This is a genomic window from Pseudomonas cerasi (genome assembly GCF_900074915.1).
Taxonomy (GTDB): domain Bacteria; phylum Pseudomonadota; class Gammaproteobacteria; order Pseudomonadales; family Pseudomonadaceae; genus Aquipseudomonas; species Aquipseudomonas cerasi.
Map to the genome: position 1 here is coordinate 41917 of NZ_LT222315.1, position 13386 is coordinate 55302.

Here is a 13386-nt window from a genome sequence, read left to right on the forward strand (position 1 = left end):
TTTTTACCCTTGTGGAGAGGACGGAAGTGTTAGTGGAGCCGCACTAGCCGGCAGTTCCCAGTCTGCGCAGAAATATTTTCTCTCTCTGGCAAGATGTTGAAGTTCACCTTCGGATAGCAATGAACAGGGCAGCCTGCGGCTGCAAATCGCCCGTTCTTGCGATCGCGTAGCAGCAGAAACTGTCGCTGTCGCCGGTCTTCGAATTCGTCACGCGCTATTTATAAGGCCACGCGCAACAAAATGTCTTGAATGCCTTGCAACACCACCTTAGCTACGCCACTGGACGTCTCGGTCAATTCCGATAGGGGGGGCTACAGAATTCGGAAATAATCGTACGCAAGGTTTTCGAGCGTATTCCAGTCTACGATTTACTAGGTTTCGAAGGTTTGCCATCAGCCGCTCCGTAAGGTTGGGCTATACCCTATCCGGATGTCAGGTAGTCGTGTGTCATAGCGTCAGAATAGAGTCCTATTTAGAATTTATTGACGTTATCGAGTGAAGGTCTTAGATTTCAACCTGACAGAATTCAGTTTGAGGTATGAAATGTCGCAGGTTTATCACAAGCCATTGAGCCGTACAGCGTTGAGGGCGCGCCTGTGGGACTGCAACGCTCGTCGCGCTCGTGCCGATGCGATGGCCACACTCAGCGTGTGCCGCTGGCTGTGTAGCGGGGTACGTTAGAAAATGCAGGGACATCGTATCGGCTATGTCCGGGTGAGTAGCTACGACCAAAACCCGGAACGCCAATTGGAGCAGACCGAGGTAAGCAAGCTGTTCACCGACAAAGCCTCTGGCAAGGATACCCAGCGTCCGCAATTGGAAGCCATGCTTGGCTTCGTCCGTGAAGGTGATACGGTCGTGGTGCACAGCATGGATCGCTTGGCCCGCAACCTGGATGACCTGCGCCTTCTTGTGCAAAGGCTGACCAAGCGCGGCGTTCGTATCGAATTTTTGAAAGAAGGCTTGGTATTCACCGGCGACGATTCGCCAATGGCCAATTTAATGCTGTCGGTCATGGGGGCTTTTGCGGAGTTCGAGCGAGCGCTTATTCGCGAGCGACAGCGCGAGGGCATTGCCTTGGCCAAGCAACGTGGCGCTTATCGGGGCCGCAGGAAAGCCCTGTCCGTCGAGCAGGCTGTTGCAGTCCGGGCTCGGGCCGCTGCCGGCGAGCCAAAGGTCCAGTTAGCTCGTGAATTCGGTATAAGTAGGGAAACTCTCTACCAGTACCTACGTCCGGATGACTGATACATGCCCCGTCGCTCAATACTCTCGGCCTCTGAGCGCGACACGTTGCTTGCGCTGCCGGAAAGCCAAGACGACCTGATCCGCTATTACACCTTTAACGAATCCGACCTGTCGCTGATCCGTCAGCGACGAGGTGATGCCAATCGCCTCGGCTTTGCGGTGCAGCTCTGCTTGCTTCGCTACCCCGGATACGCGCTGGCCAGCGACAGCGTGCTGCCCGATCCGGTCATTGAGTGGATAGCCCGACAGGTTCAGGCAGCTCCAGAAAGTTGGGCGAAGTACGGTCAGCGCGATGTCACCCGTCGAGAGCACGCCCAGGAACTGCGTGCCTACCTGAGTTTGCTGCCGTTCGGATTGTCGGATTTCCGTGCCCTTGTACGCGAGTTGACCGGCCTGGCCCAGCAGACCGACAGAGGCCTGTTGCTGGCTGGGCAGGCGTTGGAGAGTCTGCGTCAGCAACGGCGGATCTTGCCGCCCCTTATGGTGATTGATCGAGCCTGCTCCGAGGCAGTGGCCAGATCCAACCGGAGGATTTATCGTGCTTTGATCGAGCCGCTGAACCAGCAGCATCGTAATAAGCTTGACGAACTATTGACCGTTAAGGCAGGCAGCAACAGCACTTGGTTGACCTGGCTACGCCAGTCACCATTGAAACCGAATTCACGGCACATGATGGAGCACATCGAGCGGCTGAAGATTTTCCAACTGGTTGCGCTGCCTGAAGGGCTTGATCGGAGCATCCATCAGAACCGCCTGTTGAAGCTGGCCCGGGAAGGTGGGCAGATGACACCTCGGGATCTGGGCAAGTTCGAGAATGAGCGGCGCTACGCCACCCTGGTGGCCGTCGTGCTGGAAAGCACCGCTACGGTGACGGATGAACTGGTGGATCTGCACGACCGTATTCTGGTCAAGCTGTTCAGCAGTGCCAGGAACAAGCATCAGCAGCAATTTCAGAAGCAGGGTAAAGCGATCAACGACAAGGTGCGCTTGTACTCGAAGATCGGACAGGCTCTGCTGGACGCCAAAGCCTCGGGTGAAGATCCCTTCGCCGCCATCGAGGCGGTCATGCCTTGGGATGAATTCGCTCAAAGCGTCACTGATGCCGAGCTGCTTGCCCGCCCAGAGGCCTTCGACCATCTGCACCTGGTCAGCGAGAACTTCAATACGCTGCGCCGCTACACTCCGGCCTTTCTGGAGGTTCTTCAGCTGCGGGCCGCCCCAGCTGCGCAACGTGTGCTGGATGCCATCCAGCAGCTGCGCGAGATGAACGTAGACAATTTGCGCAAGGTGCCGTCGGACGCCCCGACCGCGTTCATCAAGCCCCGCTGGAAACCGCTGGTAATCACGCAGGAAGGGATCGATCGTCGTTTTTACGAAATCTGCGCCCTGTCCGAGCTGAAAAATGCGCTGCGCTCCGGTGACATCTGGGTTAAGGGTTCCCGGCAGTTCCGTGACTTTGAAGATTACCTGCTGCCACCCGCACAGTTTGCCGCGCTCAAAAAGGAACAGGCGCTGCCATTAGCGATCAACCCCAACAGCGACCAGTACCTGGAAGAGCGCTTGCAGCTGCTGGATAAGCAGTTGGCCACCGTCGCCAAGCTAGCCAAGGACAATGAACTACCCGACGCGATCCTCACCGAGTCCGGACTGAAGATTACACCGCTGGATGCGGCGGTACCGGACACCGCCCAAGCGCTGATCGACAAGACCAGTCAGCTACTGCCACGCATCAAAATCACCGAGCTGCTGATGGATGTGGACGAGTGGACGGGATTTACCCGTCACTTTACACACCTGAAGGATGGGGCCCTGGCCAAGGATAAAACCCTGCTATTGTCCGCAATCCTCGGCGATGCAATCAACATCGGACTGACCAAAATGGCCGATTCGAGTCCGGGCATGACTTACGCCAAGTTGTCGTGGCTGCAAGCTTGGCACATCCGCGACGAAACATACGCGGCGGCACTTGCCGAACTGGTCAACAGCCAGTTCAGTCATTCCTTCGCTGCCAACTGGGGAGACGGCACCACCTCATCGTCCGATGGCCAGCGCTTCCGCGCAGGCGGTCGAGGCGAAAGCACCGGGCATGTCAACCCGAAGTACGGCAATGAACCGGGGCGGTTGTTCTATACCCACATCTCTGATCAGTACGCACCGTTCAGCACTCGCGTGGTGAATGTCGGTGTCCGCGATTCAACCTATGTGCTCGATGGATTGCTGTATCACGAGTCAGATCTGCGGATCGAGGAGCACTACACTGATACTGCGGGCTTTACCGATCATGTGTTCGCCTTGATGCACCTGCTGGGCTTTCGTTTTGCCCCGCGCATCCGCGACCTTGGAGAAACCAAGCTGTATGTGCCACAGAGCGTGCAGGAATACCCGACACTGCGCCCAATGATCGGCGGCACGCTGAACATCAAGCACGTTCGCGCTCACTGGGACGAGATCCTGCGTCTGGCCGCTTCGATCAAACAAGGCACCGTCACCGCCTCGTTGATGTTGCGCAAACTGGGCAGTTACCCACGCCAGAACGGACTAGCCGTGGCCCTGCGGGAGTTGGGCCGGATCGAGCGCACGCTGTTTATCCTGGACTGGCTGCAAAGTGTCGAGCTGCGCCGCCGTGTGCATGCAGGCCTGAACAAAGGCGAGGCGCGCAACGCCTTGGCCAGGGCGGTGTTCTTCAATCGCCTCGGTGAAATCAGAGATCGGAGCTTCGAGCAGCAGCGCTATAGGGCCAGCGGATTGAACCTGGTGACCGCCGCCATCGTGCTGTGGAACACGGTCTACCTGGAGCGGGCCACCCAAGGGCTGACTGAGGCCGGAAAGCCTGTGAATACCGATCTGTATAAGTACCTGTCGCCGTTGGGTTGGGAGCACATCAACCTGACCGGCGATTACGTCTGGCGGCAGAGCCGCAAGCTGGAAGACGGAAAATTCAGGCCGTTACGACAGCTCGGAAAACCTTAGCGTACGATTTTTTCCGAATTCTCTAGGCTCCCCTAGATGATCTGAAGGCTGAGGCGTCGTCCATTGAAGGCGAGGGTGCAGCTTCATTCACGAAAATTCCAACCCTTTCGGCTGGCTGGCTGACCATTGAAGGGGATTCCCTCTGGTCGAAAATCATTGTCGGCAGCCAAGAAGGTTCAGTTGCAGAGTTCATCACTAAAACTCGCAATTCTGACTGGGTGAAGCAAGGGCTCCAGTACATTTCAGATGATAAGGATCCTCAAGCCTGCCCTTTCTGTCAGCAAGAAACGATCACTAAAAATATCATCGATTCCATCCGCCAAGTCTTCGACGAAGCCTATGAGCAAGATGTTAAGCAGATGGAGTCAATCAAGACCCGCTATGAGGCGCTAACCTCCAGCCTGAGTCTCCAAGATATTTCAAACTCTCCGCTTGCCAGCAAAGAGCTTGTGGAAGCCTGGAGCATTGCCTGTGAGGGGTTGAAAGCGTCAATCCGCGAAAATATTCTGCACATTGGCAACAAGATCAAAAGCCCGAGCACGCCGGTTGTCCTCAACGATACCCAGTCCGCCGTCGACGTGATCAATAATTTGATCGGCGGCCTGAACGAGCTGATTGAGGCACATAACGACAAGCTGGCGAACAAGAAGAAAACTCGGGATGACATAAGATCGCGCTTTTGGACGCTGATGCGCTGGGATTATGATCAGACGATTTCTGCCTACTCGCAATCAGCTTCAGATCTCAAAGATGAGGCCAGCGAAATAAGCCAAGAAGCCACCAAGATCAACACTGATGTTACAGCCTCTAACGGCAAGCTTGCTGCTCTCAGAAAGCAAACGGTCAACATCGAAGAGTCAATTGAGAACATCAACGCTGGGCTGGTAGAGATTGGCATCGATGGATTTTCTGTGGTGCCATACGGTGAAAATTTCTACCGGGTTTCCAGGGCTACCGATCAAGCGAATGCATTTCACTCGCTGAGCGAGGGGGAAAAAACCGTTATTAGTTTTCTATACTTCATGGAGCTTTGCAAAGGGCAGAAGACGGCCACTGCGGTGCCTCAGTCGAAAGTGGTTGTGATTGATGATCCCATTTCCAGCCTTTCTCACCTCTACGTGTTCAACATTGGGCAGCTGATCAAGAAATATTTCATTAACGATAAACTCTACGCGCAGGTGTTTGTTCTCACCCATAGCCTGTATTTCTTCTACGAGCTTACGCACACTGATAAAGAGAAGCGTGCGGAGACACAGCACCTATTCAGGATTTTCAAAAATACAAACGGAAGCACTGTAATTCCAATGAAGTATGAGGAGATCCAGAATGACTACCAGTCCTATTGGTCAATCATAAAGGACCAGGCCTCACCGCCTGCGCTGATTGCTAACTGTATGCGGAACATTGTCGAATATTTCTTCAATTTTGTTCAAAAGAAGGATTTTAATAACGTTTTCCAAAAGCCAGCCCTGTCGACTGATAAGTTCACGACGTTCTACAGGTACATGAACCGAGAGTCACATTCCTTTGGTCAAAACATTTTTGACATAAAGGAATTTGATCACGATGTGTTCAAAGATGGTCTGAAGTTAATTTTTGAAGAGTGTGGGTATGCGGAGCACTACCAGGCTATGAGTAAGTAAATCCGACATGGGGCGAGCATTCGTAATGTGGCGAGTGCGCCGTCTCAGCGGCTATCCGCCACGGTTTCCCGTGTACATTTTGTACCCCTCATTCAGGCCGTTTTCCGCTTGGCGGCATTACTGCCGGGAAACAAATGTTTGGCGTCAAACCGCACCATTACTGGCTTTCCGCCCATGACGGAAATTTCGGCGGTTCCGGCTTACAACCCCGTTCAGGGCAAAACACCCCCTGAGCCTTCATCTGATGCAGATAGCCGCGAATCAAGTCGTTGACCTCCGACGTCCGGCACCCTATGGCAATGTCGCGGAGCGACCCCACCGGAAGGGTAAAAGCCTCCTCAACTTCGTTTCCTCGGTCTAGGGCGAACCTGTACTCCCTCTGATGAGCGTAATTATCCCGCTTTTTCAGCACGGCTTGCGCTTTATCAAACGAACCGTTGAAGGTCAAAGAATCGTAGTAGTCCACAAGCCCAGCCACTGCACCGAAGCCCCTGCTATGGATTTCATCGAGAACTCTTTTCTGAAATGCCCCGGTGTCGACAACCACGGCTGCATAGTCGCCGAGGTCATCTACTTCAGGCTTCATCATCTGAGCCTCAACAAAGCGCTCGAAAGCCTCGTCGGATTCGAAGGTGCATCCCCGCTCATGCACCGCATAAAGACATAGGACGTTCAGGGGGTTATGACCGTCGAACTGAATAACCGAGGGCCCCGCCAAGTCCTCCGCAGGGATGGTGTATTCCCAGTCTGGCAGGTCATCACACGTTAGGGTCATCGTGAACTGCCCCGGCTGTAGTAGCGATATCGTCCCTTCGTGTCGGTCCCCGATATTCGCCTCCGCCTGTTCCTGATATCTGCGGAAGAAACTTAATGGATTCATGTACAGCAAGCCGTCGAGAAAGCCTTCACGGTGCGCTTCTTCGCCGCATACCTTTACCTGAAAAAAAATCCTATTCATGCCAATCATCCTCGAAAGCGACCGTGTCTAGCGAAGTAATGTAACCGTCCGGTTAACCCACTTATTGTCGTGTGATAACTTCGTTCAATGCTGACAACGGTTTTATACCGTCGCTTAGCATGAATACCTTGTCCGGCTCGCTCAGAAACCAAGCGAATGAGCCCCAAGCAAGACCGCTAATGGTCTTCTTAAAACCTGGTGACTGACGGTCCGCATAGGCCGTGACGAATGCTACGCTCGATCGTTTGAACCCTCCTTTGTCCGTGAGCGAAAATAAAGCCTCTTGTCTGCGTTCTGTAATCGCACCGTCGGTGGCCACTACCTCGACGAACACGATGAGCGGATGAACAGGTTCCAGGTCAACCAGGATCAAGTCAGGTAAGTTTTTTTGCGCTTCAATATCCAGGCCTATGCTGGAAGCCATGCGCAAATCCTGCATAGCCACCTTGTTGCTGGACTCGCTCAGCCAGAGGACAACAGGCTTCGCCAGGAACTGCTTTGCGAAGACCTCTACCACCGCCCGGGATATCTCCGAACTGGGGCCAGGGGCTAAAGTACGGGTCTCACCATTGGGAAAACGGACCAGAACCCCTTCCTTGTCAGTTCCTCCAAGGCGCATCAGAGAAATCCTTGCCAGCGCCCCTTTGTTCAGGTGCTCCTCCTGCCAACGCAAGATGGCGGATGCCAATTCGTCCCCCTTCAATAATGGGGAAAACAGCGCAGCGAGCCCATTTCTGAGCGCATAACGCGGAGCGCCCGCAGTCGTGGAAACGGTTTTGTCCTCGATAACTGCACCAACGGCGATCAGCCCCTCGCGCAAGGTCTCATCCCGAATGGGTTCGCGCGTGTTGTCGGCGTACCATCGCTTCCCAGGAATGGTAAAATTGCGCTTTCGCAAATTCGACCTGTAGTTGTGACGCGCGTCGTCACTGCCGTCCGCTGCCTGCTGATCAGTCATGCGATAAACGTGCACCGGCCCCAATAGAACGCCAGTTCCCTCCAAAGCTCCGATGTAGAGCATCGTGAACACAGTACTGGCTGCCAGTTCGCGCGTGCAATACGTTCTATTGGGCGTTCCTTCTGGGAAAATTAGCGGTAGACGTTCGGCGACTAAGTCCCTTGCTACATAAGGTGGCAGCACTACCTATCCCCTTCGAACAATTCAGTGCAAGCGGCTTCGATTGCGTGACGATCAGCCCCTGCATTTACCAAACGAGTCAGTTCGCCCAGGTCGTCTGGTGCAGGCAACGGTAGCGATTCCAGCTCGTAGGCCGAAACGGCAACCGAGCCGCTGACGCAGCGAAATGCGCGATCTGCAGCCCCACTGTTGATAAAGGCCGCCAATACCTCCGCACTGACCTCCGGCACCTCGCTGATCGGGCGGATCATATTGATATGGTTTTCAATAACGACACCGCCGTGCGTCTTCAAGAACTCGGCGGGTAACGCTGCTGCGATTAGTCGCCGGCTCTGCTCTTTGGCGGTGGTCCGCTGCAAGAGCACGCATGGTTTGGTCGTAACCATCCACCCATCACTGGCTTGCAGTTCAAAATAAGGCGCGTGGTTTCTCTTTTCCGCACGAAATATGAAATGGCCATCCGCAGTAATGGCTTCGGCCCAAATGAGCGGTAACCGCTTGCTGCTTGGGCGGTGTGCCAGCTGGCTCTTGTATCGATTCCATACAAGCGGACCGGTGCTCACCGTATAGCCCCAATCGGCCAGGCGGTGCGGCATTTGCGTCAAACGCTTTACCAATGCGCCTTGTTGGGCAGTACGGGGCAAAATCCATGGCAACGAAGGATCAGCAGGAAACTCAATCACACCGGTTTGGTGGATCGCCAGGCCGTTTGTTGCCGGTGAAATTTCTGCCACCACCACCGGCGCGCCAGCAGCACCGCGCCGGTAAGTGGCCAAAGCGGTTTCCTGCAGCACATCATCGAACATACCTTTGCGCACAGTGACAAAATCGATGGACAGCGGCGGTGCCGATCGGCCAAGCAAAGCCCGAAGGTTTTTGAAATAGACACCTGCGAGAAAGGAGGTCGGCGTAACGTAAGCGATCACCCCACCCAGTTTGGTATGACGCAACGCCAAATCCGTAAACAGTCCGTAAAGATTAGCGTGGCCATAGAGCGAACGCTTGTAACGATCACGTGTTTCTGGATCGAGTTTTGCTCGGCCATAGGGAGGATTCCCTATTACCAAGTCAAAGCGATCTCTGACAGGGCTTCGACGCAACGAATCACAGACGGTAACCATCACCGGCAGCCGTCTGCCTGCTATGCGGCTCACTGGGAGTACCACCGCATCCAAAGTAACCTGTGTAAGCCAAGCGCCGAATGGATCGATCTCGTAACCGCGTAGACGGTTACCGATGCTTTGCATCAGCAGCTTTGGACTACAGCCCTTCGCCTCATTGATGATTCGCTGGGCGATAGGCACGAGAAAAGCGCCCCCCCCGCAGGCCGGATCGAGCACTCGGCACGTTGCCCAGTCCATGCCCGCTGTTGTCACTTGGTCGATCAATCGTGCAGTCAGAACAGGGGGGGTGTAAAAAACACCATAGGTCCCGCGGTGTTCTAAAGGAAGCATCCCTGTATAGGTAAGCCCTATTTGATAGGCGGCGGTCTCAGCATCAAAGCTCGCGGCAATACGACCAATAGTCTCCGCCAGTGCAGCAGCCGCTTGAGGGAGCACCTCCACAGTGAAAGGCTGTAGCGGCGCTCTAAGGTCTGGAGAAACGATGTCAATGCTGGTCAGTTCATCCCACCAGCTCTCAATTAGACGAACACCGAAAGCCCGTGCCAAAGCCAACTGGTGCTCAATCGGAAACGTATTGGCTAAAGCACGGGCCATGATGCGTGCAGAGGCCAGCATCTGACTCGGAGACTCAGTCGCCGTAAGGCCTACCTGCCGTATGAGTTTTGCCTGTGCCATATGAGTGATGTCTCCCTGTTTGCGCGGCGGAGAGTCTACAGTACTTGGCTTTTACTGCCGACCGCAGGTCTTAGATTTTATGTTTAGGCTTCGCGCGCACATGACCGGTATCTGCCACCTTAGACGGGCTATCTCTCACGGCTGAGCGCTATGACCTGCGCTATGACTTGGTTGTTGCCAAAACACACGTTTTTTCACGAGCGGCTCGTATGGCTTAAGTACACTTTCTGTTCCGTTACTCCCCGAACCCTGATTACTTCGCCTTTACAACCCACAGCTGATCAAGCCGGGTCGTGTAGCTCTGGCTCAAGGTGAGCGACCGTAATGTGGTTGACCTAGCTTCAAGGAAGCCACATGGTTATGTCGATTTGCCTGTAGAAACTGGGTGACCACTACAATCGTCTGCTATCAACTCAAGGAAGAATTATGTCCAAGATCAAGCGTCCCCCAGAATCCGAAGTAGTGTCCTGGCTACAACAGCTTATTGAGAAGGAGGAACTGCTTGAGTCGATCCAGGGGCAAGAGGCGATCACATCCTTAACGGACGCGGTAGACCAGGAGTATTTCCTTCCATCCTTTGGTATCGATTACATCTCTCGACGTGCTTCAGCGGAGGCGGCAGACCATGTGCTGAGTCGATTGGGCTTGCTGGAGATTATCTCGATCAACACCAGCATCTCACTGACCACAGGGGAGGTGCTGCGTCCAGACATCCTTTGTTTCAACCCTGAGACGAAGACGCTCGTGGTTTTTGAGGTCAAAAGGGCTAGCGAAACCGAGCGACAGACTGTCACAGAGCTTGCCGGCTACGAGCAGGAGCTTCGGAATATGCTCCCTTTTTTGGGCAACTTCGACGTTTGCTTCGTGGTAGTCGCGGCTGATTGTCAACGCCAACTAAAAAGTGACCCCCTTCCGTGCTAAATCGCCAACTTAGTTTTGACCCCCCTCGGGTTCATATTTTCGAGCCGGTTCGGCCCGAGAAGATTTGGTTCCTGCTTTGCGCTTGTCCTTGAGTCGATAGCTTTCACCTGTCATCTGCACGATATGGGCATGATGTAACAGCCTGTCCAGCATGGCCGCTGTCAGTGTTTGATCATCCGCAAAGGTTCCGGCCCACTGGGTAAACGGCAAGTTACTCGTGAGGATCAGGCTGCCTTGCTCGTAGCGCTTGGCGACAACATTGAAGAACAGGTTGGCTTCATCACGACCAAACGGCAGGTAGCCGATTTCATCGATGACCAACAACCCAGGGGCCATCACCACACGACTGAAGTATTCCTTGAGCCGTTCCTGGCGGTGCGCAGCGGTCAGTTGCAGCATCAAGTCAGCCGCCGTGACGAAGCGGGTTTTGATACCGGCCATCACTGCCCGGTAGGCCAGGGCGATAGCCAGGTGGCTCTTGCCTACACCACTAGGCCCCAGGAACACGATGTTCTCGGCACGTCCAACAAAACTCAGTGCTGCCAGCTCCTGGAGCTGTGCCCGGGGGACGCCGGTGGCAAACGCGAAGTCGTATTGCTCCAGCGTTTTCACAGCGGGCAGCGCGGCAGTTTTCAGCAGGGCCTGTCGAGAGCGTTCACTTCGGGCATCGGTCTCGGCAGCCAGCAGCTTTTCGAGGAAGTCGGCAAAGCTGTCTTCGCCGCTTGCTGCTTGTTGGGCCAGGTGCGGCCAGTCCACCCCGACGCGCTCAAGCTTTAGCCCCTTGCATAGTTCTGTCAGGCGAGCATGTTGAAGGTTCATGCTCTCACCTCCAGCAGTTGCTCATAAACCGACAGCGGATGCTGCAAGCTCTCGTACGGCAGGACCCGTCCCAGGCGTAGGCCTTGGGCGGGTTGTGGGCGCAGGCTCTGTGTTGGCAGTGGTAATAGTACCTGCTGCTCTTGGGCCAGACGTACCGCCGGTTGAACACCCGTCGTGCCGTGAATCCGCTGATGAGCGACTTCGTCGAGCCATTGGCCGATATGTGCGTTGGCCGTCACCACATCCAGCGTCAGACCCGCACTCTTGAGCGTAGCGGCCAACGGGGTAATGAAACTGCCCTTCAGATACCCGTTGAAGCGCTCAACCTTGCCCTTGGTCTGGGCACGGTAAGGGCGGCAGACCTTGGGAATAAAACCAAACTCATCGGCCAGCGCAGCCAATCGGGGATGCCAACGGTGCTGGCCCTCCCCAAAAGCATCTCGCTCGGTGATGATGGTTCCGGCGTTATCAAACAATGCCTGCTCGGGCACGCCGCCAAAGTAAGCGAACGCCTCCCGAAGCCCTGTCAGCCAGGCTTCGCTGTCCTCTCGCTCGGAGAAACGGACAAAGCTTGCTCGACTAAAACCAAGTGTCGCCACGAACGCCTTAAGCGGCTGACGGCCTCGTCGAATGGTGGTGAAGTCCACCTGTATCTGCTTGCCGGGCAGTGTCTCGAAACGTACCACCGGCTCTTCTGCCTTACGTTTGAAGGGGCGAATATAAGCCTTCAGACGACTGACGCCGCCGCTGTACCCCAATGCCGTGATCTCACGCAGCAGGACGGTCGCCGGAATCCAGTGTGGGCGCGCCGCCTCAATACGCTCGTGCAGGTAGTCCTTGAAGGGGTCGATTTTGCACGGACGTGCGGGTCTCACCTTGTCACTGGGTAGCGACCGGGCCTTTCGCAGGTACTTGCGCACGGTGTTACGCGAAATACCCAGCTCACGGGCGATGAATTTGATGCCATGGCCCTGACGGGCCAACACTTTAATTTCCACAGACTGCTCCTGGGTCAACATATTGGCAGCTCAAAGCCGCCAGTTTTACCCAGGGGGGTCAATTCTAGGTTGGCGTTAGGGGGTCATTTTTACAGTGGCGGTGACAACTACACAGCCCTACTCAAAAAGCTGGGAGCAGGTATCCATCAAAGGGATGAGGAATGGTCCTAACGGGGCCTACGCGTGCACCGTTTGCGGTTTGCCAATGTCACGTGTTCCGAAGCCTCTGTCCTAGGAAAACCGTTTGGGAAACACCTCATGAGCCACCACAAAACCCCCGATGCCCCTGCCGGCATGCTGGTACTTGACCAGCGGCAGGTAAGCCTAATGGATATGTTTGCCGGCGCAGATGATCTGCTGGCTGAAGGAGAACAGGCGCATCGTGACGCGCTTCGATAAACGCGCAACAAGTTTTGCGGCGATAGTCTCATTGGCATGTGCTATGCGGTGCTTGCGACAATACTTTACGTACAAAGCCTAACAAAAAACCAGTTACCGAAGTTTACTCGGTAACTGGGTTCAATTGACTAGAGGAACCGTGGATTTATTCCATTTTCACTCCGTCAAGCCTCACGCCTTGATTTGTAGTGGGCAATAAATAAAACAGCATTTCCTTAAACTAAGCTTTTTTGAAGTCTGGCTTACCGTTGGCGGCTCGCCACTCTTTAAGTATCTTTAATACACCTGCAGGACTGTCCTCTACACCTTCTGCGGGGTAAAAAATAAGCCCATTCTTCTCTGGATGTTCACTGATGTCATCAAAGTGCTTAGCAAGCTTACTTATGTACTGTCCGTACTCATCACCCTCTAGATTTTGTTTGTTGACAAAAAACTCTTCAAGAAACGCTAAAAACTCAGCCTCTGTATACTCTTCATATTTATTTTTAAATTCCAT

General features: G+C 54.5%; 11 protein-coding genes and 2 pseudogenes. 6 read left to right on the forward strand and 7 right to left on the reverse strand.

Features of this window, described 5'->3' with window-relative positions:
- Nucleotides 1–221: 221 nt before the first annotated feature.
- Nucleotides 222–305 (reverse strand): annotated as a pseudogene (locus PCPL58_RS31835) (recombinase family protein); the annotation flags it as partial.
- A 379-nt stretch (nucleotides 306–684) separates the two neighbouring features.
- Between PCPL58_RS31835 and PCPL58_RS01155 the strand changes: the two are divergent.
- The 3 genes from PCPL58_RS01155 to PCPL58_RS01165 are packed head-to-tail and all read left to right on the forward strand — an operon-like array spanning nucleotide 685 to nucleotide 5858.
- Nucleotides 685–1245 (forward strand): recombinase family protein, encoded by a 561-nt coding sequence (locus PCPL58_RS01155; protein WP_005737570.1) that lies wholly within the window; start codon nucleotides 685–687, stop codon nucleotides 1243–1245.
- Nucleotides 1246–1248: 3 nt separating this feature from the next.
- Nucleotides 1249–4215, forward strand: coding sequence for a Tn3 family transposase (locus tag PCPL58_RS01160; protein ID WP_060402558.1), 2967 nt, complete (start codon nucleotides 1249–1251; stop codon nucleotides 4213–4215).
- Between the two features lie 41 nt (nucleotides 4216–4256).
- A complete protein-coding gene (locus PCPL58_RS01165; RefSeq protein WP_083188283.1) occupies nucleotides 4257–5858 on the forward strand; it encodes an AAA family ATPase in 1602 nt (533 codons plus the stop codon).
- A 157-nt stretch (nucleotides 5859–6015) separates the two neighbouring features.
- Here PCPL58_RS01165 and PCPL58_RS01170 read toward each other — a convergent pair whose 3' ends face one another.
- From PCPL58_RS01170 to PCPL58_RS01180, 3 genes are all read right to left on the reverse strand, one after another.
- Nucleotides 6016–6816, reverse strand: coding sequence for a hypothetical protein (locus PCPL58_RS01170; RefSeq protein ID WP_065348642.1), 801 nt, complete (start codon nucleotides 6814–6816; stop codon nucleotides 6016–6018).
- A gap of 61 nt (nucleotides 6817–6877) precedes the next feature.
- Complete coding sequence (locus PCPL58_RS01175; RefSeq protein WP_083188284.1) at nucleotides 6878–7957, reverse strand: BsuBI/PstI family type II restriction endonuclease; 1080 nt, start codon at nucleotides 7955–7957, stop codon at nucleotides 6878–6880.
- On the reverse strand, nucleotides 7957–9753 hold the full coding sequence (locus PCPL58_RS01180) for an HsdM family class I SAM-dependent methyltransferase (protein ID WP_005620864.1): 1797 nt from the start codon (nucleotides 9751–9753) through the stop codon (nucleotides 7957–7959). The genes PCPL58_RS01175 and PCPL58_RS01180 overlap by 1 nt, the downstream gene beginning before the upstream one ends.
- Nucleotides 9754–10179: 426 nt before the next feature.
- On the opposite strand from PCPL58_RS01180, the gene PCPL58_RS01185 reads away from it, so the two are divergent.
- Nucleotides 10180–10674 (forward strand): hypothetical protein, encoded by a 495-nt coding sequence (locus PCPL58_RS01185; RefSeq protein ID WP_065348643.1) that lies wholly within the window; start codon nucleotides 10180–10182, stop codon nucleotides 10672–10674.
- A gap of 9 nt (nucleotides 10675–10683) precedes the next feature.
- Here the strand turns inward: PCPL58_RS01185 and istB are convergent, their stop codons facing one another.
- On the reverse strand, nucleotides 10684–11493 hold the full coding sequence (gene istB, locus PCPL58_RS01190) for an IS21-like element ISPsy4 family helper ATPase IstB (protein WP_005741073.1): 810 nt from the start codon (nucleotides 11491–11493) through the stop codon (nucleotides 10684–10686).
- On the reverse strand, nucleotides 11490–12512 hold the full coding sequence (gene istA / locus PCPL58_RS01195; protein WP_002551322.1) for an IS21-like element ISPsy4 family transposase: 1023 nt from the start codon (nucleotides 12510–12512) through the stop codon (nucleotides 11490–11492). Before istA ends, istB begins: the two co-directional genes overlap by 4 nt.
- 237 nt (nucleotides 12513–12749) lie before the next feature.
- Between istA and PCPL58_RS30440 the strand changes: the two genes are divergently transcribed.
- Together PCPL58_RS30440 and PCPL58_RS31840 are read left to right on the forward strand one after the other, a co-directional pair.
- Nucleotides 12750–12890, forward strand: a complete 141-nt coding sequence (locus PCPL58_RS30440) for a hypothetical protein (protein ID WP_157893873.1) — start codon at nucleotides 12750–12752, stop codon at nucleotides 12888–12890.
- Nucleotides 12838–12972, forward strand: a pseudogene (locus PCPL58_RS31840) (IS5/IS1182 family transposase); the annotation flags it as partial. The gene PCPL58_RS30440 and the pseudogene PCPL58_RS31840, both read left to right, overlap by 53 nt.
- Nucleotides 12973–13110: 138 nt before the next feature.
- Here PCPL58_RS31840 and PCPL58_RS01200 read toward each other — a convergent pair.
- Complete coding sequence (locus tag PCPL58_RS01200) at nucleotides 13111–13386, reverse strand: bacteriocin immunity protein (RefSeq protein ID WP_065348644.1); 276 nt, start codon at nucleotides 13384–13386, stop codon at nucleotides 13111–13113.

Excerpts from the sequence above, each read along its gene's own strand:
- PCPL58_RS01155 (WP_005737570.1), top strand. The coding sequence starts at position 685 with ATGCAGGGACATCGTATCGGCTATGTCCGGGTGAGTAGCTACGACCAA.
- PCPL58_RS01160 (WP_060402558.1), top strand. The coding sequence starts at position 1,249 with ATGCCCCGTCGCTCAATACTCTCGGCCTCTGAGCGCGACACGTTGCTT.
- PCPL58_RS01170 (WP_065348642.1), bottom strand. The coding sequence starts at position 6,816 with ATGAATAGGATTTTTTTTCAGGTAAAGGTATGCGGCGAAGAAGCGCAC.
- PCPL58_RS01180 (WP_005620864.1), bottom strand. The coding sequence starts at position 9,753 with ATGGCACAGGCAAAACTCATACGGCAGGTAGGCCTTACGGCGACTGAG.
- PCPL58_RS01185 (WP_065348643.1), top strand. The coding sequence starts at position 10,180 with ATGTCCAAGATCAAGCGTCCCCCAGAATCCGAAGTAGTGTCCTGGCTA.
- istB (WP_005741073.1), bottom strand. The coding sequence starts at position 11,493 with ATGAACCTTCAACATGCTCGCCTGACAGAACTATGCAAGGGGCTAAAG.
- istA (WP_002551322.1), bottom strand. The coding sequence starts at position 12,512 with ATGTTGACCCAGGAGCAGTCTGTGGAAATTAAAGTGTTGGCCCGTCAG.
- PCPL58_RS30440 (WP_157893873.1), top strand. The coding sequence starts at position 12,750 with ATGAGCCACCACAAAACCCCCGATGCCCCTGCCGGCATGCTGGTACTT.
- PCPL58_RS01200 (WP_065348644.1), bottom strand. The coding sequence starts at position 13,386 with ATGGAATTTAAAAATAAATATGAAGAGTATACAGAGGCTGAGTTTTTA.